Here is a 23,000-nt window from a genome sequence, read left to right on the forward strand (position 1 = left end):
GTCAGCCGCCGTCATCGGCGTTCCGCCCGGTCGTGCCTAGAGGTCGAGTCCGGTGAGCACCAGTACCCGCTCATAGGTGTAGTCCTCCATCGCGTACTTCACACCCTCACGCCCGGTGCCGGAGTCCTTCACCCCGCCGTACGGCATCTGGTCGGCGCGGTAGGAGGGCGCGTCGCCGATGATCACTCCACCGACCTCCAGCTCCCGGTGCGCCCGGAAAGCGAGCTGGATGTCGTGGGTGAAGACGCCGGTCTGCAGTCCGTAGCGGGAGTCGTTGACGGCCGCGAAAGCCTCGTCGGCGCCGTTGACCCGATGCAGTGACAGCACCGGGCCGAAGGCCTCGGCGCGGGCCAGGATCGCGTCGTCCGGCAGGTCGGCCAGCACGGTCGGCGCGTAGCCGGCGCCGTCCCGCTCCCCGCCGGTCAGCAGCTTGGCGCCCTTGGCCACCGCGTCGTCCACCCAGTGCGCGACACGCTCGGCGGCGGCCTCGTTCACCAGCGGGCCCACGTCGGTGGCGTCGTCGGCCGGGTCGCCGGTGACCTGCGCGCGCACTTTCGCCACCACCTTCTCCACCAGCGCGTCGTACACCGAGGCGTCGGCGATCACCCGCTGCACCGAGATGCAGGACTGGCCGCCCTGGTAGTTGGCGAAGGTGGCGATCCGGGTCGACGCCCACTCCAGGTCCCGCTCCGACGACCAGTCGGCGAGCACCACGGCCGCCGCGTTGCCGCCCAGTTCCAGGGTGACGTGCTTGCGGGGCACCGAGTCCCTGATCGCGTGGCCGACGGTGTCGGAGCCGGTGAAGGAGATCACCGGCAGCCGCGGGTCCTGGACCAGCGCGGGCATCTCGTCGTTCGGCACCGGCAGCACGCTCCAGGCGCCGGCCGGCAGCCCGCCGGCCTCGGCCAGGATCTCGCCCAGCACCAGCGCGGACAGCGGGGTGGCCGGGGCCGGCTTCAGGATGATCGGCGCGCCGACCGCGATCGCCGGGGCGACCTTGTGCGCCACCAGATTGAGCGGGAAGTTGAACGGCGCGATCCCCAGCACCGGGCCGCGGCCGAACCGCCGGGTCAGCGCGAGCCGCCCCACGCCGCCCGGGTCGGTGTCCAGCCGCTGCGCCTGCCCGCCGTTGAACCGGCGGGCCTCCTCGGCGGCCCAGCGGAAGACCGACACCGCGCGGCCGACCTCGGCGCGCGACCACTTCACCGGCTTGCCGTTCTCCGCGGTGATCAGCCGGGCTATCTCCTCGGCCCGCTCCGCCAGCCGCTTCGCGACATGGTCGAGCGCCGACGCCCTGACATGGGCGGGTGTCGCCGCGAACTCCCGCTGGACCGCCGCCGCGGCGGCCACCGCCTCCTCGACCTGCGCCCGCGAGGGCACACCGACCCGGGCGACGAGCGAGCCGTCCCAGGGATTGGTCACCTCGAAGCTCTCGGCGCCGGCGGCCGGGCGGCCGGCCAGCCAGAACGTGTACGGGGCTGCGGCTGTGGTGGTCACGGAGTTCCGCCCTTTCCTGCACCTGATTCCTGCACCTGATGGATTCGCTGCTGCCACCGTAGGGGCGCCTTCCGGCCGCGGCCGTTGTCCACGGCGTAGCACCGGCTCACGCGGGCGCTACGGATTGGCCAGACCCGCCGCACGGACCGGTCTGCCCCGCATATCCTGCAGTCGCCGCTGAAGGCCGGGGGAGGCGAACGCGGATGACGGAAATCGTGACGATCGCGCTGGGCGACGGTTCGTCGGTGCGGGCCGAGGTCATCGGCGAGGTGCCCTTCACCCGCCCGGACGACTCCGGTGGCTACGGCGACGTGGGCGCCGGCGCCCGGGCCGCCGCGCTGGGCTCCGCGGTGGCCCTCACCCTGGACGAGGTCCGCGAGACCGTACGCGGCATCGGCCGCTGGGCCGCGCAGACCGTCACGGAGGGCGGCGCCGCTGGGGCACCCGATTCCTTCGAGGTCGAGTTCGGCCTCAAACTGGCGGTGAAGTCCGGCCAGTTGCTGGGCATCATCGCCGAGGCCGGCGCGGAGGCGGGCCTGACGGTGAAGCTGTCGTGGGACCTGGCGGCGCGCCGGGCGGCAGCGGCGCCCGCGCCGGGCGCCGACGGGCCGGCCGAGACATGAGCCGGGGGCCGTCCGGGGGCGCTCCGCCGCCCGCCGTGTGGACCGCCGACCGACCGCATCCCGCCGTGCTCGCGGTGCACGCCGCAGTGCCGGGCACCCGGACCTGCGGGAAGTTCCTCGGCAGCGGGTTCCTGGTCGGCCCGGGAGTCGCGGTGACCTGCGCCCATGTGGCGGCCCGGGCCGGCCGGGAGCCGGTCGTCGTCACCGCGGCGGGCGAGCAGCCGTCCGTGACGGTGGTCCGGATGGTGCCCGAGTCGCCGGACGGCGGCCGCTTCCATCCCTATCCGGACCTGGCGGTGCTGGCTGTCGACGGCTTGCCGGGGCACGCGGTGGCGGCGCTCGCCGCGTCGGACCCCGCGCCGGGGACGGAGGTCGCCGCCTTCGGCTACTCGACGGTCACCCCGACGCTCGGCGTCCGGTGGGACAGCCTGATGCTGCGGGTCGCCGGCCCGTCCGACCGCTACCTGCGCGTCCTCGGCGACCGCGTACGGGAGGGCCACAGCGGCTCCATGCTGCTGGACCCGGCCGGTCTGGTGGTGGGCATCCTCAAGGGCAGCTCCTCCTACAGCGAGAGCCAGGGCGGCTGGTTCACGCCGGTGTCGGCGCTGCGCGAGGTGCTCGGCCGCCCGGCCGCCCCTCCCCCGTCGCCCGCGGCATCCGTGCCGCACCCGGCACCGTCCGACGCGGAACTCGTGGGCATCCTGCTGGCCTTCCCCTCGCTGATCCGCGCGGACGGCCGCCATGACCTGCTCACCCGGATGGGCGCCCATCTGGCCCTCCCGCACGCCTTCGAGGCCGACGAACGCTCGGCGCCCCGCGAGCACCTCTTCCGCATCGTGGCGAGCTGCCGCCGCTTCGACGCCGGCCACGACATATACGGCGGCGCGGCGGTCAACGGGCTGGCCGCGATGGACGCGTTGGTCGCGGCGCTGGAGGACCTCGCGCCGTACGAGACGGCGTTGGGGCGGCTGCGGGAGCTGGTAGGCCGCGCAGCGCCGGAGCCGCCGGACTCCCGGCCGGCTCCGGACAGCGACCGCCCCGACCCGGATGGCGTTCGCCCCGAGCCCCGGGCCGCCCGCGAGAGGCGTCTCGACGAGTCCCTGGCCGACCTGATCACCCGCTTCCACGAACTCGTCGGCGCCACCACACGGGCGGCGGCACCGAAACCCGGATCCGCGTGGCCGCAGGGCGCGGACGAGCTGCTGGCCGCACTGCTCGGCGGCCTGGGCCGGTCGCGGAGCGGCGCCGCTCCCCTCGCCGAGCGACTGGTGCGGGAGGTCCGGGAGCATCCCGGCGGCCCCGACGCCGGACTGTTCACGCTGCGGACGGCGGCGCGGACGGCACTGCGGGGAGCCGGTCCGGCCGTAGGGACCCTGGCCTGGCTCGAACTGACCGTGCTCGGCCTGACCGGAGACGCCCCGCTGCCCGCGGCCATCTGCGTGGAGCTGGTCGCCGCACTGCACATGCTGTCCGATCCGCCCACGCCCGCCGAGATCGCCCGGCACATCCCGGATGTGGCCGGCGCCGCCCTGCGCACCGGCCGGGAGACGCTGCCCGAGATCATGCTGTGGCTCTCGGACCTGCGCGGCGCCTCCGGCCCCGGACCGCTGATCGGCTTTCTCACCGCTCTGGCGGCCGACCGGCCGCCGGCCGCCTACGACCGGTTCTCCGCTCTGCGGCAGCTGCTGGGGCGGATACCGGTCGCCCCCGACCCGGAGCCGACCGTGCCCTCGCAGGGACGACTGATCATCCAGATCCGGGTGGAGGCCCTTGATCCGGAGCATGTGCCAGACGGCCGTTACGAGTTGCGCGGCGCATACTACGTACAGCCGCAGAACGGTGACCCGTTGGTGCCGCTGAACCGGTCGCTCACCGCGTCAAAGCCGTTCCGCCGCAGCGAGTTGATGCGCCCGGGCAGCAAGCGGCTGCCCGACTGGGCCGAGTTGGCCCGGGAGGTGGGCAGGGCGCGCGGCGGTGTGCGGGTCGAATTCCTGCTGCCGCTCGACCTGCTCGGCCACGATGCCGAGCTGTGGTCCGCGGGCAGCACCGGTACCGCGCTCGGCCTCCACCACCCGGTCGTCGTACGGTCGTTGGAGCGCTACACGGACACCTGGGTGCACGGACCCTGGCAGCGGCGCTGGCGGCACCTGCGCCGGGACACGTCCTACCCGAAGGTGCTCGACCGGATCGAGTGGCCGCCCCTGGGGGCCGAGCCGCGAGAGCCGGCGGCGGCCGGGCCCGCGGCGGGCCTCGCCGCCTGGCTCGGCGAGCACCAGGAGTCGGCCTGTCTGGGTCTGTCCATGCCGTACGACCGGCTCGCCGCCGGGACGCGGGCGGCGGTGCGCGACGCGCTGTTCAACGAGGGCGTGCCGGTCATGGTGTGGCGCCGCGACCCGGGCGATCATCGCGAACTCGTCAGCGCGCTGAGCGACATGGAGCCGCTGCGGCTGAGTGATCTGCCCGAGGCGGTGCACCGCTGCCGCCGGGAGCGCAGGAACGCGGGCGACCAGGACGTCGGCCATCACATCACGCTGTTCTGGGACGACGCCGACTGCGTGGACTTCGACCAGGACCGCCGGTTCAGCGGCATGGCCTGAGACACGACCTGCGACAGGAGCGGAAGCACGCATGACGACGACATCGGCGGCATCGGGCACGGCGACGCCAGGAGAGGCACAGCGGTGACGGCGGACGGCGAGCACTGGTGGGTCTACCGCGGCACGGGCACCCCGCACGACGGCATCCGCCGCCTGCCGGAGGCCCCGCCCTGGCGTGCCTTCGGCGGCGACGGGCACCCCATGCCGCCGCCGTGCCACGCCACGACCGCGGGTGCCACCGCCCGCCGCCTGGGCCGGGACCGCCAAGCCGCCGCCTATCAGGCCGACGAGAACGAGATCCAGCTGGTCAACCTCGCTCTGCACCTGCGCCGCCCACTGCTGGTCACCGGCAGACCCGGCGTCGGCAAGTCCACGCTCGCCTACGCGGTCGCCCACGAACTGGGGCTCGGCCCGGTGCTGCGCTGGCCGATCACCAGCCGCTCCACCCTGCGCGACGGCCTCTACGCGTACGACGCGATCGGCCGGCTGCACGACACGGGTATCGCGGGCGGCGGCAGACGCGGGGGAAGCCCCCGGACATCGGCCGCTATCTGCGGCTCGGGCCGGTCGGTACGGCGCTGCTGCCGTGGCGGCAGCCCCGGGTACTGCTCATCGACGAGATCGACAAGAGCGACCTCGATCTGCCGAGCGACCTGCTGAACATCTTCGAAGAAGGCGAGTTCTCCATTCCCGAGCTGGTCCGGCTCGGCGACGGCCAGCAGCGGGTCATGACCGCGGACGGCCGGGGCACGGCGCTCGTCGACGGCGGGACGGTGCGCTGCGCCGAATTCCCCTTCACCGTCCTGACCAGCAACGCCGAGCGCGAGTTCCCGGCAGCGTTCCTGCGGCGCTGCGTGCGCCTGGAGATCCGGCCGCCGGACGAGCACCGGCTGGCCGCGATGGTCGCCGCCCACCTCGGCGGCGATCCCGCCGCCACGCCCGAGGGCGAGGCCCTGATCGCTCGGTTCCTCGACCGCCAGCGCGAGGACGGCGCCGAACTCGCCAACGACCAGCTGCTGAACGCGCTGTTGATGGCCGGTCGCGGCCTGTGGGAGAAGGCCGGTGACCGCCGGGTCATCGAGCAGTCGCTGCTGCGCCCGCTCAACGAGGGCTGACCGGTGGCGCATCCGGACGGCGTCCCGGGCCGCGAGTCGGACGGAGCCCTGCGGAAGGCCCTGGCCGGGCTACTGGGCGCCGCAGGGGACGGGGAGTGGTCCGCCGACGGTATCGCCGACGTGCTCTGGCTCGTGCGGGTGACAGGGCTCGCGGCCCCGCCGACCGGCCGTACGGAGCCGGATCCGGTCGCCCAGCGGTCCGATGCCGAGCCGGGGCCGAAGTCCTCCGCGTCGGCATCGAGGACGGGAGGCGCCCAGGGGTCGCGTGCCGAGGCAGGGAAGGCCCGACGCGATCGCAGTTCCAGCGACTCCAGGGTCCGGCTGTTTCCGCCGGGCGAGGAGCCAGCGGCCAGCGGGACAGGCGGACATGTCGTACGCGTCGCCCAACCGGCCGCTCTCGCGGATGCGCTGAGACTGTCCCGGGCGCTGCGCCCACTGCGGCAGACCGTGCCGGTGGCCGGCGATGCCGTGCTGGACGAGGAGGCGACCGCCCACGCCACCGGCGACGCGGGCGGGCGCTTGGTGCCCGTGTGGCGCCCCGCCACCGGACGCCGCTTCAGCGTGGACCTGGTGGTGGACTCCGGCGCCACCATGGGCGTGTGGCACCGCCTGGCCACCGAGCTGTGCACCGTGCTCGAACGGCACGGTGCCTTCTCCGCCGTACGGTGCTGGTCCCTGGACACCGACCACACCGTCCCCCGGCTCACTCCCTTCCGCCACCGGCCGGCCGGCCTGGCCCCCGGCGGCACCCCGCGCTGGTCGAGGCCGCTGGAGGACGCGACCGGGCGGGCCGTCCTGCTCGTACTGACCGACGGGGTCGGACCGGCCTGGTATGGCGACGAGTTGCCCGACTTCCTCGCCGGGGTGGCCGGCGAGCGCCCCGCCGCCGCTCTCCAGGTACTGCCGCGCCGGCTGTGGCACCGCACCGCGCTGCGGAGCGTCCCGGTCGAGCTGCGGGTGCCCGATCCGGCCCGGCCGGTGGCGGAGGTGCGCACCGACGCGATGCGGCAGCTCGGGCTGCCCGGCGGCCAACCGCCGCACGACATGCGGTGGCTGCCCGTCATGGAGGTGGACGGCAGCTGGCTGGCGCCGTGGGCCGGCCTGGTCGCGGGGCGGGTGCCCGGCTGGTCGGCGATGCTGGCGGCACCCTTGCGCGGGCTGCCCCGGCCGGTCGGGCCCGACGAGGGTGAGGCGCCGCCGACCGACCCCGCGGTCCTCGTCGCCCGCTTCCGGTCCGGCTGCTCACCGGCCGCCTTCCGCCTCGCCTGCCATCTCGCGGCGGCCCCGCTGAGCCTGCCGGTGATGCTGCTGGTCCAGCGGGCGACCATGCCGGAATCCCGCCAGACCGACCTGGCGGAGCTCTTCGTCTCCGGCCTCCTCCGGCGCCTGTCCGACCCGGGCACCGCTTCCGACCCTGACGATGTTATCTACGACTTCGCGCCCGGCGTACGCGGCGAACTGCTCGCGGAGCTGACCCGCACCGAGTCTCTGTACGTCCTGGAGGACGTGCTCGCCAAGGTCTCGGGCCGGGTCGCCAGGACCTTCGGCGGCACCCTGGACTTCCGGGCGCTCGCCGTGCTGGTCGAGGGCTCCGCGCCGGGCCTCGGCGGCTTCCCCGGCCGGCGGCTGCCCGCGGCCAGCCTGCACTTCGCCGAAGTCGCCGCCGCCGTGCTGGGCGGGGCGGGCGGGCGGCACCGGACGCTCGCCCGACTGCTGGCCGAGGCGGCGGCTCCCGCGCCGGCCCCGGCCACGGCGCCGCTCCCCCGGCTCGTCCGGCGGCCCGAGTCGGCCGCCGGACGAGCCGGGGAAGTCGTGCGCGCCCCGGCCCGCGACACGATGTCGCTGCGCCGCGCCCGCGACCGGATCCTCGCCGCCGCGCGGAGCCGGGACGGCGTCCGCTTCGATGTGGTGGCGGATTCCGGCTGTGGCAAGACGCTGCTGCTGGACGAGGTGGCCTCGGAGCTGCGGGAGGAGGGCTGGCTGGTGCTGTTCATCACCGCGAGCGCCCCGCGGTACGGCCGGGGTCACGACATGGCCGGCGAGGAGCGGGCGATGGCTGATCACGCGGCCTGCCGGTATCTGATCGACGCACTGGCCGCCGATGTGCACCGGGCCTGGGACCCGGGCGACGGCGAACCGCCCCTGGTGAGCGAGGAGGTGGGCAGGGACTGGGAGTCGGCCGTGCTGACCGCCCGCGACGCGGGCACCCCGGACATCACCCTCACCATCACGGTGCCGAATCCCAGTGACGGCGTACATCTCGACGACGTCGGGAACGTTAGGGGAGGAGCCGGGGGACTCGCCGCCGGCCTGCGGCTGGGGGAGATGCAGCGGCAGTTGGCCGGTGTGCTGGATGCCATCGCGCGCAGCCGTCCGCTGGCGATCCTGGTGGACGACACCCACCAGGTCCTCGGTACCCCGGTCGGTGGCTGGCTGATGAGGGTGCTCCGTGGTCTGCCGACCGCCGCCGTCGTCCACGCCCGGAGGCCCGAGCCCGATCCCGGCGACTTGCCGGCGGGTACCCGGCGGGTCGTTCTGGGTCTGCTCCCCCGGGGCGAGACGGTTGATTACGTCACCCGCAGGCTGGTGGACGGCGGTTGGAGCGAGGGCCCGGCGCGTGCCTGCGCGGAGGAGATCGCCTCCGTCACCAAGGGGCACCCGATCGGCATGGTGACCTGCTGCGAGATCCTGCTCGGCTCGGTGCCGGCCGACACCCCGGTCGGCGTGGCCCGTGAGCGGCTGCTGGGCGGAGACGCCGGCTGGGGCAGCCGGGGCGGCTTCGAGGCGGTCCGCACCTTCGTCCAGGACCACGCCGAGCGGGTGCTGGGCCGGCCCGTCCCGCTCTTCGACCTGCTCACCGTCCTGCGCCGCTGCACCCCCACCATCCTGGAGGCACTGCTGGCCGAACACGGCGTCAGCGCCGAGGAGTCGACCCGCCTGTACGACTGGCTCCACCGCAGCGACCTCACCACCCCCTTCGACGACGACGTCAACGAAGGCTGGCGACTCCACGACTACCTGCGCGAAAACCTCGCCCGCGCCTTCCGCGACGAACGCCCGGAGGAGTACGCCGAGCAGCACGCCGCCGTCGAACGCCACTACCGCGTTCACATGAATTTCGAGAACGAACCCGACGAGCTCTCGCCGCACGCGGCCGGCGCCCGGTTCGAGGATCCGGACTGGCAGCGCGACTCATACGAATGGCTGCACCACGCGTCCCACATGCCCCGCAGGGAATTCGACACCTCTAAGCGCGCGATGATCCGGCTGTTCTTCGAGGCCTTCTTCTGGTGGGACACCGAGGTGCCGTCCAGCTACTGCGGCCGGCTGGTCGCGAATTACCGCTCGCTCCCCGCCGACCTGGACCTGCGCTGGGTCGAGTGGCTCGACGCGTTCCGCCTGAACTATGTGGCCGGGCGCGTCAACCAGCGGCCCGGAGCGGACGGCGAGCGCTGGGACCGGGCAGCCTCGGCCCTGGAGGCCGTCACCGGTTATCTGGGTATCCGCCGGGGCCGCGTACCCGAAGATCCCGACCTGCGCCGCCTCTACATCCTGCTCAACATCTTCCGGGGCGACGCCTCCTGGTGCGCCGGCGGCGGCACGGAGACCGACCGCGGCCGGGCGGCGGCCCTGTACCGCGCCGCCGCCGACGCCTGTACCCGGGACGAGGAACGATGGATCGGCAACTGGGCCAGCTGGCTCGAGGCCGACCTCTACGCCTCCACCGAGCCGCACGTGGCGCGCGGCCTGCTGACCGGCATCGAGGAGCGGATGACCGAGGAGGAGGACAACGAGTTGCCGATCCGGGTGGCCCGGACCTTCGGCGACATCGCCTGGGCGGAAGGCGACCTCCGTGCGGCCTTCGACTGCTACGCCCGGAGCGTGCTGCGCGGATACGTCTACCACACCCGGCAGGAGGTCTACGGGCAGTATCCCTCCCGCTACACGGTCTCGCTCTACGACACCGCCCGCAGGTGGATTCCGCACCGCGCCGAGGAGGCCTCCCGAGCGGGCCGCGGCAACGAGACGGCCGCCGCCCAGGGCCGAGTCCGTGCGCTGTTCGCGCCTTACTGGGCTCACTGCGGAATCGAGCCGGACAACGCCTTCGGGCTCCCGGACGGCCCGGCGGAGAGCGATCTCGGCCGGGACCGGACGGAGTTCGCCGCCACGGTGGACTGGGTGATGCTCCACCTGCGCGACGAACTGGAAGCCCCGCTCACCCAGCCCCTGCCCGACCCGGGCGAATAACCCCGACGGTCCCCCGGCGCGGCTCCCGCCGGGCAGGCCGGAGTCCTACGCTCCCACCTTCAGTGCCAGCCACAGCTCCATCCGTACGTCCGGCTCGTCCAGGGAGCGGCCGAGGATCTCCTCGACGCGCCGCATCCGGTAGCGCAGCGTGTGGCGGTGGACGCCGAGGTCGGCGGCCGCCGCGTCCCACTGGCCGTGGTGGGAGAGCCAGGCGGCCAGCGAGGCGACCAGGTCGCCGCGGGAGGTGGAGTCGTGCTCGCGCAGGGGCCGCAGCAGGCCTTCGGCGAAGGCGCGGACCGCGTCGTCGGCGAGCAGCGGCATCACGGAGCCGGCGCCGACCTCGCCGTGTTCGACGAGGGCGAGGCCCCGGCGGTGGGCGACGGCCAGGGCGCTTTCGGCCTGGCGGTGGGCCTCGGGGATCTCGGCGGCGGGGACGGCGGCGGACAGGCCGGCGGACAGGCCGGTCGCCGCCTCGGCGAGGTCGATGGCGGTGGCCAGCGCGGTCGCGTCCTCGGCGGCCAGGACGAGCAGCCGGGCGCCGTCGCGGACCGCGATCAGCGGTTCGCCGCAGCGGGCGGCGGCGGCCTCGGTCCGTTCGCCGAGCAGCACCAGCGGGTCGGCGAAGTCCGGCACGGGGACGGGGACTCCGCGCGGCTCGGCGGCCGAGGCGGCCCCCGGCGCGGGCCCCGGCGTCGCGGATTCCGCGATGAACAGCCGCAGCGAGCGGTCCAGGAGGGTGCCGTAGAGGCGCCCGGCGACGCTGCGGGCGTGCTCGGGCTCACCGGCCAGCAGCATCCGCAGCAGCGCGGCGGCCAGCCGGTCCTGGGCGTCCTGGAGGGTGCGGGACTGCTCCAGGGACAAGGTGAGCAGGGCGACCGCGGCGTTGACGACGTAGCGGGCGTTGGTGTCCAGGCGCTCCTCGGTGCCGACGGCGAGGAAGCCGCGGGGCCGGCGGCCGGTGCCCAGGGACTGGAGTTCCACCCGGTCCTCGGTGCCGGCCGGTCCGGCCACGGCGGCGCTGGCCGGGGCGGGGGTGTCGCGGAGCCGGTCGATCTCGCCGGCCAGCCGGGCCGCGCGGCGGCCGGCCCAGTCGGGGGCGGCGGCCAGCACCGCGCCGGAGGCGTCGTAGAGCGCGGCCCAGCCGTCGAGGTGCGCGGCCAGCCGGGACAGCAGCGCGCCGGTGCCGTCGGGGGCCAGCGCCGCCCGGGTCAGCTCGCGCTGGGCCTCGAAGCCCGCGGTGACCGCCTGGTACTGGTCGGCGGCGACGGACGCCGACACCGCCTTGCTGATGGCGATGAAGGGGGTGGCGCGGGGCACCTCCAGCAGCGGCAGCCGGGCCTCGGCCGCGGCCTCCACCAGGGCGGGCGGCACCTTGTCGTGCCCGACGCCGATCCCGAAGCCGAGACCGACCACGCCGGCCGCGGCGAGCCGCCGTACGTAGGCCCGCAGGAAGCCGCTGTCCTCGACGTCCAGTTTGAGGCCGGTGGTGAGCAGCAGTTCGCCGCCCTCCAGATACGGTGCCGGGTCGTCCAGTTCGCTGGTGTGCACCCAGCGGACCTCGGCGTCGAGCCGGTCGTCACCGGCGAGGACGGTGAGTTTGAGCGCCGAGTGGTGGGCGAGGGACGCGAGGGTGAGGGGCATACGGTCCTGGTGGGCGCTGGATGGTGGCCGGCCGGTGCCGGCCGGGCTCTTCGATTGTGCCGCACCCCGGGGCACCCCCTCACGCCCGCAGGTCGAGCAGGACGGGCGGGGCGTGCTCGCCCGCGACGGTGGTCAGCGACAGCACGGCGTGCCCGGCGGGGAGGCTGTGCGCCAGGTCCGAGGCCGACCACCGCTCCCTTTCCACCTTGCGTACGGTGATCGACTCGGTGGTGACGGCCACCCCGGTGAACAGCAGCCGCACCGCCCGGAAGGTCCGGCGCAGCATCCCGCCGGACTGGTCGGGGGTGCGGGTGACGTCCTTGGTCTCGACCCAGGTGGTGCCCCAGGCCTCCGCGAAGCGCTTGCCGTCCCAGGTGGTGACGCCGGACAGCGCCATCCGGCAGCCGATCGAGCCGAGCAGCGCGGTGCGCAGCGCCTCGGGCACGTCGTCGAGGGTGCGCAGCGTGAGCAGTATCCCGGCGTTGACCGAGCGCAGCCGGGCCATACCGCGCACGGCGTCGGCGGTGACGGTGTGCGCGGCGTCATCCAGCACCAGGCAGGCGAACAGCGAGCGGTCGCGGCGCGCGGTGACGGCGGCGGTGAACTGGGCGAGCACCAGCCGGGCCAGGATGCGGGAGGCCTCGGCGTGGCCGCGCTCGGGCAGGTCGATCCGCACCCGCAGCGGGTGTTCCAGCGCGTACATGGAGAACGGCCGGGAGCGTCCGGTCACGTCGAAGAAGCCGGCGAAGGCGGGCCGCTCCAGCAGCGCCAGCCGTTCGGCGAGCCGGGGGCCGATGTCGCCGGGGCGGTCGACCTGGCGCTGGCGGGCGTCGAGTTCCCTGACCATGCCGGGGGCGCCGGCCGTGCCGAGGGCGTCGCGCAGGGTCGCGTAGGCGAGCGGGGCGCCGTCGAGGAGTTCGCGCAGTTCGGTGACGGACGGGAAGCGGCGGTGGGCGGCGGTGAAGGGGCCCAGGAGCTGGCCCAGCGCGGTGCCGGCCCGGCGCAGTTCGCCGTCGTCGGTGGCGCGGTCGTCGAGCAGCGCCTCGGCGAGGGTGCCGGCGGCGGCGTCCGGGTCGGTGCTGCCGCCGTAGAGGTCGAGGTCGTAGCGGGAGCCGGGGTCGGCGAGCGAGATCACCACGTCGAAGGCCGCGGCCGGACCGAGGTCGGCGCCGGCCGGGCCCACCGCGACGACGGCGGCCTGTCCGGCCAGCGCCTGCAGGCACAGCGACTCGATGACCGGGCGGACCACCTGCCGCGTCTTGCCGGAGCCGGGCGGCCCGACCGCGAGCAGGCCGGTGCCGAGCAGTGTCGGGTCGAGCGCGATGCCGGAGCCGCGGTGCTGGTAAGGATTGCGGTCGTCGTCGGCGCCCAGGCCGATCCGCACCTGCCGGCCGAGCAGGTCGTGCGGTGCGCCGCGGTGCGGCAGGTCGCGGGCCCCGGAGGGGTGGCCGCAGGCCGCCGCGCCCTGGCTGAGCACCGCGTCCGTGAAGGGGCCCAGCCGGGCCGGGTCGGCCCGCACCCCGGCCCAGGCGCGGCGGATCCTGGTGTGGTCCACGTCGTTCATCCGCCCGGAGCGGACTTCGGCGGCCAGGCGGTCGGCGAGCGCGTACTGCCCGGCCTCCCGCAGTTCCGGCCACTGCACGAGGTCGGGCCGGCCGTCCTCGGGGGCGGCGCCGGGCTCGGGCTTGTCCCACAGGGATTGCAGCGGCGGCCGCAGATAGCGGCGCCACACCTCGCGCCACTGGCCCTTGCGGCCGAGCAGCAGCGCCAGCAGGAAGAGCACCACGACGTATCCGGAGTAGCCGAACACGGTGTAGAAGAAGGCGCTGTGCGTCCAGGAGTAGGGCAGGAAGACCCTGATGATCGCGGCCACCAGCCGGAAGGCCAGGTCGCCCCCGTTGAGGAACAGCGACCACAGGAAGACGGCGGCCAGCGCGGTGAGCACCGCGAGCCCCAGGAGGTGGCGGGCCGGCAGCCGGTCGGGGTCGGGCTCGGGGCGGGGGGTGTGCCCGTAGCCGTAGATGCCGGGCGCGTCCACCGCGCGCGGGGTGCGCAGCCAGATCTCCAGCGCGGAGGCGGGGGGCGCGTGGGCGGGCATCGGCGGCGGGGCGGCCGGGCGCGGTACGGGAGCGCCGCCGGGCTTGCGCGGCATCCGGCCGGGCTCCCGGCCGTCGTACGGACCCGCCGGGTGGTGCGTGCCCTCGTAATCCATGGCGTCCATGGCGTGCTGCCCCTCGCCCCTCGTCTCGTCGTCTGACGATGCGCTCAATGTAGTCGAGCCGCTACGCCGGTAAAAGGATCTTGCCGGGACCGGACGGCGGCGCGCGCACTGTCCGATCCGGCGAAACCGGACCGGGCAGTGTTACCTATCGGCGTATGCGGGCCCGCCGTAGCGCGGCCTAGCCTGCGGGAGGACGTGCCGCCGTACGGAGTATGAGGAGAGTGCCCGCCATGAGCGAACTGCCCCAGGAGCGCCGGCTCGTCAGCGCCGTGCCGGGACCGAAGTCCGAGGAGCTGCTGGCCCGTATGCGGGCGACGGTGGCCGGCGGCATCAGCGTGACCCTGCCGGTGTTCGTGACCCGGGCCGGCGGGGGTGTGGTGGAGGACGTGGACGGCAACCGGTTGATCGACTTCGGTTCGGGCATCGCGGTCACCTCGGTCGGCAACAGCGCGCCGGCCGTGGTGCGCCGGGCGACCGAGCAGCTGGCCGACTTCACCCACACCTGCGTGATGATCACACCCTACGAGGAGTACGTGGAGGTGGCCGAGCGGCTGGCCGAGCTGACCCCGGGCGATCACCCGAAGAAGTCCGCTCTCTTCAACTCCGGCGCCGAGGCGGTGGAGAACGCGGTGAAGATCGCCCGCGCCTACACCAAGCGTCCCGCGGTCGTGGTCTTCGAGCACGGCTACCACGGGCGCACCAACCTCACGATGGCGCTGACCGCGAAGAACATGCCGTACAAGGACGGCTTCGGCCCGTTCGCGCCCGAGGTGTACCGGGTGCCGCTGGCGTACGGCTACCGCTGGCTGACCGGCCCGGAGCACGCCGCCGAGGAGGCCGCGGCGGCGGCGATCGATGTGATCACCAAGCAGATCGGCGCCGATCACGTGGCGGCGATTGTGATCGAGCCGATCGCGGGCGAGGGCGGCTTCATCGAGCCGGCCAAGGGCTTCCTGCCGCGGATCGCGCGGTTCGCCCGGGACAACGGGATCGTGTTCGTGGCGGACGAGATCCAGACCGGTTTCTGCCGGACCGGGCAGTGGTTCGCGTGCGAGGACGAGGGGATCGTGCCGGACCTGATCACCACCGCCAAGGGCATCGCGGGCGGTCTGCCGCTGGCCGCGGTGACCGGCCGCGCGGAGATCATGGACGCGGCGCACGCGGGCGGCCTCGGCGGCACCTACGGCGGCAACCCGGTGGCGTGCGCGGCGGCGCTCGGCGCCATCGAGACGATGAAGGAGCTGGACCTGCCGGCGAAGGCGCGGCGGATCGGCGAGATCATGACGCCGCGGCTGCGGGCGATGCAGGAGAAGTTCCCGGTGATCGGCGAGGTGCGCGGGCGCGGGGCGATGATCGCGGTGGAACTGGTCGAGCCGGGTACCAAGGAGCCGAACCCGGCGGTCACCTCGGCCGTCGCCAAGGCGTGCCACGCGGCGGGGCTGATCGTGCTCACCTGCGGCACCTACGGAAACGTGTTGCGCTTCCTGCCGCCGCTCGTCATCGGCGAGGATCTGCTGAACGAGGGTCTCGACATCGTCGAGGAGGCCTTCGCCGGGCTGTGAGCCGCGGTTCGAGCCGGGTGTGCGCCGGAGCGCGGACCCGGCCGGGCGGCCGGGTGTGGCAGGGTGGTAGCGGACGGTCTGCGTCCGTTTGCGGCCCGCCCGCCTGCGGAAAGTGACCGGACGTAACGGGTTGATGACCGATGGCAGGGGGGCGGGCGAGGTCGTGAAGAAGGTGTGGGGGCCTGATGGCGGAGGGGTGATCGCCAGCCCTGGGGGGACTTCTGTGACGTACGGTTTCCAAGGAACAACCCGCTCGTGGCGGACTCCCCAGAAGTCCACGGGCGACAACGCGCCGGTGAATCCCCATCACCGGCACAGCAGTGCCCTCGCGCACGACACCGCCGGGTCCTCTGGTCCCGGCAGTCCTCGCCGATCGGTCGGCCGTCCGTCCCACACCCCCCGGGACGGACGGTACGGCGGTCGCCCTGGCCGCCCCGGAACTCTCCCCCCTGTTCCGGGGCGGCTCATTTGGCTGTTCGGCACCGGTGTGCTGCTGTTCGCGGCCCTCACCTGGCAGGTCTCCTCGGACGGACCGCTGGTGGCCCGCGACTGGACGGTGCTGCGCTGGTTCGACCGCACGGCCGCGGCGAACTCCTGGTTCACCACCACCGCGCACTACTTCTGCAAGCTGGGCAACATCGGGGTGGCGGTGCCGGTCCTGCTGGCCGCGGTCTGCCTGACCGGCTGGCTGGGCCGCCGGGCGGCGCTGCCGCGCTGGTGGCTGCCGCCGGCCGCCGCTCTGGCGGTCATCGCGGTGCTGCCGGTCGTGGTGACGGTGGTCAAGGACGCGGTGGCGCGGCCAGCGCCGGGACGGACACTGCCCGATCCCTCCGGCTACGGCTACTTCCCGTCCGGGCACACCGCGACCTCGGCGGTGGCCTACGGCGCCGCCGCGCTGCTGCTGCTTCCCTGGGTACGCGGCCGGGCGGCGCGGCTGGTGCTGCTGGCCGGCACCCCGCTGCTGCTGTTCGCGGTGGGCTTCTGCCTGGTGTGGTGCGACTACCACTGGCCGCTGGACGTACTGGCCAGCTGGTGCGTGACGCTGAGCCTGCTGACGGTGGTCGCCGCCGCCCGGGCGTCGGTGGACCGGGCCCTGGCGGCACGCGCCGCCGCGGACCCGGCCGCCGGGGAGGTCACTGATTGGTCGGGAAACCCAGGTTGATGCCGCCGTGCGAGGGGTCGAGCCAGCGCTGGGTGACCGCCTTGCCCCGGGTGAAGAACTTCACGCCGTCCTCGCCGTAGGCGTGCGAGTCGCCGAACAGCGAGGACTTCCAGCCGCCGAAGGAGTAGTAGGCGACCGGGACCGGGATGGGCACATTGATGCCGACCATGCCGACCTCGACCTCGTGCTGGAAGCGGCGGGCGGCGCCGCCGTCGTTGGTGAACAGCGCGGTGCCGTTGCCGTACGGATTGGCGTTGATCAGCGCCAGTCCCTCGTCGTAGGAGGACACCCGGACCACCGACAGCACCGGGCCGAAGATCTCGTCGTCGTAGACGGACATGCCGGGGCGGACATGGTCGAAGAGGGTCGGGCCGAGCCAGAAGCCCCCCGCCTCGCCCTCGATGGGGTGCGCGCGGCCGTCGACCGACAGGGCGGCGCCGTCGGTGACGCCGGAGTCCAGGTACGAGGTGACCTTGTCGCGGTGGGCGCCGGTGACCAGCGGGCCCATCTCGGAGCCGGAGGCGGTGCCGGGACCGACCGTCAGACCGGCGATGCGCTTCTTGATCCGCTCCACCAGCTCGTCGCCGACCGGGTCGACGGCGACCAGTACGGACACCGCCATGCAGCGTTCGCCGGCCGCGCCGAAGCCGGCGTTGACGGCGGCGTCGGCGGCCAGGTCCAGGTCGGCGTCGGGCAGCACCAGCATGTGGTTCTTGGCGCCGCCCAGTGCCTGGACGCGCTTGCCGTGGCGGGTGCCGGTCTCGTAGACGTGCCGGGCGACAGGGGTGGAGCCGACGAAGGACACCGCCTTGATGTCGGGGTGCTCCAGCAGCCGGTCCACGGCCGGCTTGTCCCCGTGCACGACGTTGAACACCCCGTCGGGCAGCCCGGCCTCGCTCCACAGCGCGGCCAGGAAGTTCGCGGCGGACGGGTCCTTCTCGGACGGCTTGACGACCACGGTGTTGCCGGCCGCGATGGCCAGCGGGAAGAACCACATCGGCACCATGGCCGGGAAGTTGAACGGGGAGACGACGGCGACCGGGCCGAGCGGCTGCCGGATGGAGTAGACGTCGACGCCGGTGGAGGCCTGTTCGGTGAAGCCGCCCTTGATCAGCTGCGGGATGCCGCAGGCGTACTCGACCACTTCCAGGCCGCGGGCGATCTCGCCGAGCGCGTCGGAGCGCACCTTGCCGTGCTCGGAGACGATGACCTCGGCCAGCTGCTCGCGGCGGGCGTTGAGCAGCTCGCGGAAGGCGAACAGCGCCGTGGTGCGGCGTGCCACCGAGGCGTGCCGCCACTGCTGGAAGGCGTCGAGGGCGGCGCCGACCGCCTCGTCCACCACGGCGGCGTCGGCGAGGTCCACCTGGCCGGTGACCCGCCCGGTGGCGGGGTCGTACACGTCACCGCGGCGCTGCGCGGCCCCGCGCCAGGGTTGTCCGGCGATCCAATGGGTGATGTGCGTGGTCGTCACGGGCTGACCCTTCCGTCGCGATGCGGTTCCGACGTGGTGCGGTTCCGAGTGTCGCCACGCGGACGCCCGGTAACAAGCACCCCGGGGACGCGGGATCGTCCGGGGGCCCGCGCCGCGGCGCCGGCCCCCGCGGGAGTTCAGCCCCCGGCCAGCTGCGCCGCCGCCTCGTGCATCGCCAGTTCCAGCAGCACCGGGTCGGTGAGGTACCCGGTGCCGTCGGGCGGGATCAGCCACCGTACGGCGCCGCTCGGCCGGCCCGGGTACGGCACCACGATCCAGGTGCCGCGCCCCACCGCCCGCACCCCGGTGCCCAGCCAGCGGCCCGCCGTTCCGGGCGGGACGAAGAAGCCCATCCGGGAGTCGCCGAAGTCGGCGAGCACCGGGCCCGGCCGGCCCATCAGCCGGGTCAGGATGTCCAGGGTGGGATAGCCCAGCTCCCCGGACAGGATCAGTACGTCCCACACCCGCCCGGCGGGCAGCAGCGAGATCCCGAGCGGATTCCGCTCCCATTCGAAGCGGCACCCGTCGGGGTCGTCCGCCGCCGACACCAGCCATTCGATCGCGCTTCTCGATCCGGCGCCGCCCATACCGGCCCCTCCTTCTCTCCGTATGACCCGCGTGACGCTTGCCGTCACGGGAGGAGAGGGGGCCGGGCGCGGATTATGACGCGGGTTTCGCTACCGATCGGTGGTGGATTGCCGGCCGGGTGCGCGGGGCCGGCCGGCGGGCGGAGACGGGGACGGGAACGGCCGCCTCACACGTCGTACGCGCAGGGCAGCAGCGCCGGGTCGTCCATCGGCAGCAGCGCGATGCCCCCCGGGCGGTCGACGGCTTCGAACAGCAGCCGGGCGGCGGCGTCGTCGGGCACCTTGCCCTCGGTGCCGACGAAGTAGTCGGTCAGGAAGAGCCGGACCGGCTCGGAGGGGATCGCGGTCGCGCCGGCCAGCGAGGGGGCGGTGGCCAGCACTCCGAGCAGCATGCCCGGCACCCGCGCCGCGCCGGGGCGCAGCGCCGGCTGGAAGTACGGCGTGTCCAGCGCCCTGGCCCCCTGCCGCGCGTAGAAGCGCAGCCGGGCGGACGGATCCCCGCGCCGGGCGTCGGCCGCGTGGGCCGCCGGATGCTCTATCTCGGCCAGCGTGATCAGCGGGTGCAGTCGCTCCTGCCAGCTGCCGCGGACGGCCGACTCCATCAGCAGGCCGCCGATGCCGCCGGAGCGGGCGTCGCCGCGCACGGACATGTAGGCGAGCAGCAGGACACCGCTGTCCGCCGAGAACTCGCCCAGCGCCACCCCGACCGGCCGGTCGTGCGCCACGACCAGCGATCCGAGCATGCCGCCGCCGGCCAGCCCCGAGCGCAGCTCGTCCCGGGTGATCAGCTCGTCCGGCGGGAACGCGGTGACGAGCAGGTCGTCGTAGACGGCGTCCAGCAGGGGGTGGTCCGGGTCGAGGGCGGTCACCTGCATGAAAATTCTCCTCACCGTGACGGGGCGGACCGCGGGGACGACCGGTCTGTCGTCCTGGCCGGATCGTGCGCACAGCCTGACACGTCGGGGGCCCGCCGATACCCGGAACGCGGCCCCCGGCGGCGGGCCTCCCCTCTCGCGGGCCGGCGTCACGCCGCCGGATCGGCCAGCGGCTGTTCCAGGGGTGCTTCCAGTTCGTCGCGCAGGTGGAGCATGACCCAGTCGACCGTGGCGGCGAACTCCGTCTGGTCCCGGCCGAGGTCGCTTTCCGCCGGGCCGTCCGGAAGGCCGAAGGCGTTGTCGTCCTGGGCGTTGCCGTCCTGGGTGTTGCCGTCCTGGCCGGGCCGGACACCGCGGTGCGACCAGTAGGGGGCGAAGAGCGCGCCGATCCGTGCCCGTGCGGCGCGCACCTCCTCCGTGTGGCCCGCCTGCTCCGCCTGGCCGGCGCGGTCTGTCAGCTTCCGGCGGGCGCCGTCGTAGAGCGAGACGGTGTAGCGGGACGGGTACTGGTCGTAGATCTCCTGCCGGGTGTGGTAGACGTATCCGCGCAGCACGCTCCGGGCGTAGCAGTCGAAGGCCGCACGGAGGTCGCCTTCCGCCCAGGCGATGTCGCCGAAGGTCTGGGCGACGAACACCGGCAGTTCGTTCTCCTCCTCCTCGGTCATCCGCTCCTCGATGCCGGCCAGCAGGCCGCGCGCCACGTGCGGCTCGGTCGAGGCGTGGAGGTCGGCCTCCAGCCAGGTCGACCAGTTCGCGATCCACAGCTCCTCGTCCCGGGTGCAGGCGTCGGTGGCGGACCGGAAGAGGGCCGCGGCCCTGGCCCGGTCCGCTTCCGTGCCGGCGCTGCCGAACCAGGCGCAGTCGCCCTGCAGGATGCCCAGGAGGATGTGGATCCGGCGCAGGTCGGGATCTTCGGGGACCCGGCCGCGCCGGATGCCGAGGTAGCGGGCGACCGCGTCCAGGGCCGAGGCCGCCCGGTCCCAGCGCTTGCCGTCGGCTCCGGGCCGCTGGTGGGCGCGGCCCGCGACGTAGTTCTGCCGGAAGGTGTCGAGCCAGTCGACCCAGCGCAGGTCCAGGTCGGCGGGGAGCGAGTGGTAGGCCGCGATGAGCTGGCCGCAGTAGCTGGACGGCACTTCGGCGTCCCACCAGAAGAAGGCCTCGAAGAACAGCCGGATCATCGCGCGCCTGGCGGCGTTGAATTCCCTGCGGGGCATATGGGACGCGTGGTGCAGCCATTCCTGCGAGTCGCGCTGCCAGTCCGGGTTCTCATAACGCGAACCCGCCGCGTGCGGCGAGAGCTCGTCGAGTTCGTTCTCGAAATTCATGTGAACGCGGTAGTGGCGTTCGACCGCGGCGTGCTGCTCGGCGTACTCCTCCGGGCGTTCGTCGCGGAAGGCGCGGGCGAGGTTTTCGCGCAGGTAGTCGTGGAGTCGCCAGCCTTCGTTGACGTCGTCGTCGAAGGGGGTGGTGAGGTCGCTGCGGTGGAGCCAGTCGTACAGGCGGGTCGACTCCTCGGCGCTGACGCCGTGTTCGGCCAGCAGTGCCTCCAGGATGGCGGGGGTGCAGCGGCGCAGGACGGTGAGCAGGTCGAAGAGCGGGACGGGCCGGCCCAGCACCCGCTCGGCGTGGTCCTGGACGAAGGTGCGGACCGCCTCGAAGCCGCCCCGGCTGCCCCAGCCGGCGTCCCCGCCCAGCAGCCGCTCACGGGCCACGCCGACCGGGGTGTCGGCCGGCACCGAGCCGAGCAGGATCTCGCAGCAGGTCACCATGCCGATCGGGTGCCCCTTGGTGACGGAGGCGATCTCCTCCGCGCAGGCACGCGCCGGGCCCTCGCTCCAACCGCCGTCCACCAGCCTGCGGGTGACGTAATCAGCCGTCTCGCCCGGCGCGAGCAGCCCCAGCGTCACCCGCTGCGTACCGGCCGGCAGATCGGCGACGGCCGGCTGGGGGTGGCGGGCGTGCAGGACGGCGCCGGTGGTGACGCCGCGCAGTACGGCCATCAGCCAGCCGCCGACCGGAGTGCCCAGCACCCGCTGGGTGTCGTCCACCAGGGTCGCCAGTGGATGACTGCGCGCGATCATGTCCAGCACACCGGTCAACTGCCGCTGCATCTCCGCCAGTCGGACACCGGCGCCGGTTTCCCCGGCTCCCCCGGCTCCTGCGGCCGCTCCGACGCCGTCGGCGCCCGCGGTGCCGGTACGGTCCAGATAGACATCGCCGCGGGTGTTGGTCACGGTGACGGTGACATTCTGCGTGACGCTGGTGACCGGCAGACCGGCGTCACGGACGGTCAGGACCGCCGACTCCCAGTGCCGGCCCACCTCCCGGCTCAGCAGGGGCTGTTCGCCCTCGCCCGGGTCCCAGGCCCGGTGGAGGTCGGCGGCCAGCGCGTCGATGAGATACCGGCAGGCGGCGTAGTCGGCCATCGCCCGCTCGTCCTCGGCCATGGCGTGACCCCGCCCGTACTGCGGCGCGCTCGCGGTGATGAACAGCACCAGCCGCCCGTCCCGATGGAGCCCCGAGGCGACCTCGTCCAGCAGCAGCGTCTTGCCGCAGCCGGAATCCGCCACCACATCGAAGCGGACGCCGTCCCGGCTCCGCGCGGCGGCGAGGATCCGGTCGCGGGCGCGGCGCAGCGACGTCGTGTAGGCGACCGCCTCGGCCGCCTCGGCCCCCGCGTCCCGGCCGCTCGGCCGGGCGCCGCCGGTGAGCGGCCCGGGACCCGGCAGGGCGGCCGGCGCCGCGGGTGGACCGGCGGTGGCGGAGTCGATCAGGCTGACCTGCCCGCTCTTCCCCACCGAGAGGCTGACCGGGCCGGCGTCCGAGCGCACGGACCGCTCCACCAGGACGGTCTCCCCGCCGTCGAGCCGTACGTGCACCCCGGAGGGCTGCCCGGCTCCGGGCTGCTCCGGTCCGCCGGACGGCTCGTCCGGGGCCCAGCGGCGCACCGCGACAAGACCGAGGACCGACAGCACATAAAGGGCCAGGACGACCGCGCTCACCAGAGCGAACGAGCCGCCGAGTATTTCCCCCGCCACCTCGACGAGGACCGCGGCGCCGAATCCGGCGAGAAGAACGGGGTGGCTCGCGAGTCCTTCGGCAACCGTCGTCAGTACGGACAGATTCCCGGAGGAGGCCCCCGAGTCCGTCCCTCCCGCCGGGTCGTTCGAGTTCGGGTCGGACATCTGCGCCTCCGGTACTGGAACGCTTTCCCCGGCAGAATAGGAGCGGTTGAGCGGGGCCGGCAGTCATATCCGGAATTCGACGGCACTGGACCGATAACGATCCGGCGCCGCCGATGCCCGGCCGGCTCCTCAACGACCCGGCGACCGCACCCGGTCCACCCGCCCGCCACGTCCCGGAACGCCGCCGTTCCGGCCGGGCCTCTACGATGAACCCCC

14 protein-coding genes are annotated in these 23,000 nt (G+C 74.0%); 7 read left to right on the forward strand and 7 right to left on the reverse strand.

The window, feature by feature from the left end; all coding sequences use genetic code 11:
• Positions 1 to 36: 36 nt before the first annotated feature.
• Positions 37 to 1,497: an aldehyde dehydrogenase family protein gene (locus ACFO3J_RS03745; RefSeq protein ID WP_386426113.1), complete on the reverse strand. Its 1,461-nt coding sequence runs from the start codon at positions 1,495 to 1,497 to the stop codon at positions 37 to 39.
• A 203-nt stretch (positions 1,498 to 1,700) separates the two neighbouring features.
• On the opposite strand from ACFO3J_RS03745, the gene ACFO3J_RS03750 reads away from it, so the two are divergent.
• The 5 genes from ACFO3J_RS03750 (at position 1,701) to ACFO3J_RS03770 (ending at position 10,080) form a co-directional block, all read left to right on the forward strand.
• The gene (locus ACFO3J_RS03750; RefSeq protein WP_386426114.1) at positions 1,701 to 2,120 is read left to right on the forward strand and encodes a CU044_2847 family protein; all 420 of its coding nucleotides are present in this window, start codon (positions 1,701 to 1,703) and stop codon (positions 2,118 to 2,120) included.
• A gap of 74 nt (positions 2,121 to 2,194) precedes the next feature.
• On the forward strand, positions 2,195 to 4,717 hold the full coding sequence (locus ACFO3J_RS03755) for a VMAP-C domain-containing protein (RefSeq protein WP_386426115.1): 2,523 nt from the start codon (positions 2,195 to 2,197) through the stop codon (positions 4,715 to 4,717).
• A gap of 84 nt (positions 4,718 to 4,801) precedes the next feature.
• Complete coding sequence (locus ACFO3J_RS03760; RefSeq protein ID WP_386426117.1) at positions 4,802 to 5,377, forward strand: AAA family ATPase; 576 nt, start codon at positions 4,802 to 4,804, stop codon at positions 5,375 to 5,377.
• A 68-nt stretch (positions 5,378 to 5,445) separates the two neighbouring features.
• Positions 5,446 to 5,832: a hypothetical protein gene (locus ACFO3J_RS03765; protein WP_386426119.1), complete on the forward strand. Its 387-nt coding sequence runs from the start codon at positions 5,446 to 5,448 to the stop codon at positions 5,830 to 5,832.
• 3 nt (positions 5,833 to 5,835) lie between these two features.
• Positions 5,836 to 10,080, forward strand: coding sequence for an SAV_2336 N-terminal domain-related protein (locus ACFO3J_RS03770; RefSeq protein ID WP_386426120.1), 4,245 nt, complete (start codon positions 5,836 to 5,838; stop codon positions 10,078 to 10,080).
• 45 nt (positions 10,081 to 10,125) lie between these two features.
• Here the strand turns inward: ACFO3J_RS03770 and ACFO3J_RS03775 are convergent, their stop codons facing one another.
• Entirely contained in the window at positions 10,126 to 11,721 is a 1,596-nt protein-coding gene (locus ACFO3J_RS03775; RefSeq protein ID WP_386426121.1) for a PucR family transcriptional regulator, read from the reverse strand.
• Between the two features lie 79 nt (positions 11,722 to 11,800).
• A complete protein-coding gene (locus ACFO3J_RS03780; RefSeq protein ID WP_386426586.1) occupies positions 11,801 to 13,933 on the reverse strand; it encodes an ATP-binding protein in 2,133 nt (710 codons plus the stop codon).
• 239 nt (positions 13,934 to 14,172) lie between these two features.
• On the opposite strand from ACFO3J_RS03780, the gene gabT reads away from it, so the two are divergent.
• Positions 14,173 to 15,504, forward strand: coding sequence for a 4-aminobutyrate--2-oxoglutarate transaminase (gene gabT, locus ACFO3J_RS03785; protein WP_386426123.1), 1,332 nt, complete (start codon positions 14,173 to 14,175; stop codon positions 15,502 to 15,504).
• Between the two features lie 487 nt (positions 15,505 to 15,991).
• Positions 15,992 to 16,666: a phosphatase PAP2 family protein gene (locus ACFO3J_RS03790; RefSeq protein ID WP_386426124.1), complete on the forward strand. Its 675-nt coding sequence runs from the start codon at positions 15,992 to 15,994 to the stop codon at positions 16,664 to 16,666.
• On the opposite strand, the gene ACFO3J_RS03795 is transcribed toward ACFO3J_RS03790, so the two are convergent.
• From ACFO3J_RS03795 to ACFO3J_RS03810, 4 genes are all read right to left on the reverse strand, one after another.
• A complete protein-coding gene (locus tag ACFO3J_RS03795) occupies positions 16,638 to 18,137 on the reverse strand; it encodes a CoA-acylating methylmalonate-semialdehyde dehydrogenase (protein ID WP_386426126.1) in 1,500 nt (499 codons plus the stop codon). The genes ACFO3J_RS03790 and ACFO3J_RS03795 overlap by 29 nt on opposite strands.
• Positions 18,138 to 18,274: 137 nt before the next feature.
• The gene (locus ACFO3J_RS03800; RefSeq protein ID WP_386426128.1) at positions 18,275 to 18,724 is read right to left on the reverse strand and encodes a hypothetical protein; all 450 of its coding nucleotides are present in this window, start codon (positions 18,722 to 18,724) and stop codon (positions 18,275 to 18,277) included.
• Between the two features lie 167 nt (positions 18,725 to 18,891).
• The gene (locus tag ACFO3J_RS03805; RefSeq protein ID WP_386426130.1) at positions 18,892 to 19,599 is read right to left on the reverse strand and encodes an N-acetyltransferase; all 708 of its coding nucleotides are present in this window, start codon (positions 19,597 to 19,599) and stop codon (positions 18,892 to 18,894) included.
• 149 nt (positions 19,600 to 19,748) lie between these two features.
• A complete protein-coding gene (locus tag ACFO3J_RS03810; RefSeq protein WP_386426132.1) occupies positions 19,749 to 22,784 on the reverse strand; it encodes a hypothetical protein in 3,036 nt (1,011 codons plus the stop codon).
• Positions 22,785 to 23,000: the final 216 nt, after the last annotated feature.

Origin of the sequence: Streptomyces polygonati (assembly GCF_042650325.1) — a bacterium.
GTDB classification, from domain to species: domain Bacteria; phylum Actinomycetota; class Actinomycetes; order Streptomycetales; family Streptomycetaceae; genus Actinacidiphila; species Actinacidiphila polygonati.

What these genes read in the sequence shown, in the direction of transcription:
- ACFO3J_RS03750 (WP_386426114.1), top strand. Translation starts at nt 1,701, where the DNA reads ATGACGGAAATCGTGACGATCGCGCTGGGCGACGGTTCGTCGGTGCGG.
- ACFO3J_RS03765 (WP_386426119.1), top strand. Translation starts at nt 5,446, where the DNA reads ATGACCGCGGACGGCCGGGGCACGGCGCTCGTCGACGGCGGGACGGTG.
- ACFO3J_RS03775 (WP_386426121.1), bottom strand. Translation starts at nt 11,721, where the DNA reads ATGCCCCTCACCCTCGCGTCCCTCGCCCACCACTCGGCGCTCAAACTC.
- ACFO3J_RS03780 (WP_386426586.1), bottom strand. Translation starts at nt 13,933, where the DNA reads ATGGATTACGAGGGCACGCACCACCCGGCGGGTCCGTACGACGGCCGG.
- gabT (WP_386426123.1), top strand. Translation starts at nt 14,173, where the DNA reads ATGAGCGAACTGCCCCAGGAGCGCCGGCTCGTCAGCGCCGTGCCGGGA.
- ACFO3J_RS03800 (WP_386426128.1), bottom strand. Translation starts at nt 18,724, where the DNA reads ATGGGCGGCGCCGGATCGAGAAGCGCGATCGAATGGCTGGTGTCGGCG.
- ACFO3J_RS03805 (WP_386426130.1), bottom strand. Translation starts at nt 19,599, where the DNA reads ATGCAGGTGACCGCCCTCGACCCGGACCACCCCCTGCTGGACGCCGTC.
- ACFO3J_RS03810 (WP_386426132.1), bottom strand. Translation starts at nt 22,784, where the DNA reads ATGTCCGACCCGAACTCGAACGACCCGGCGGGAGGGACGGACTCGGGG.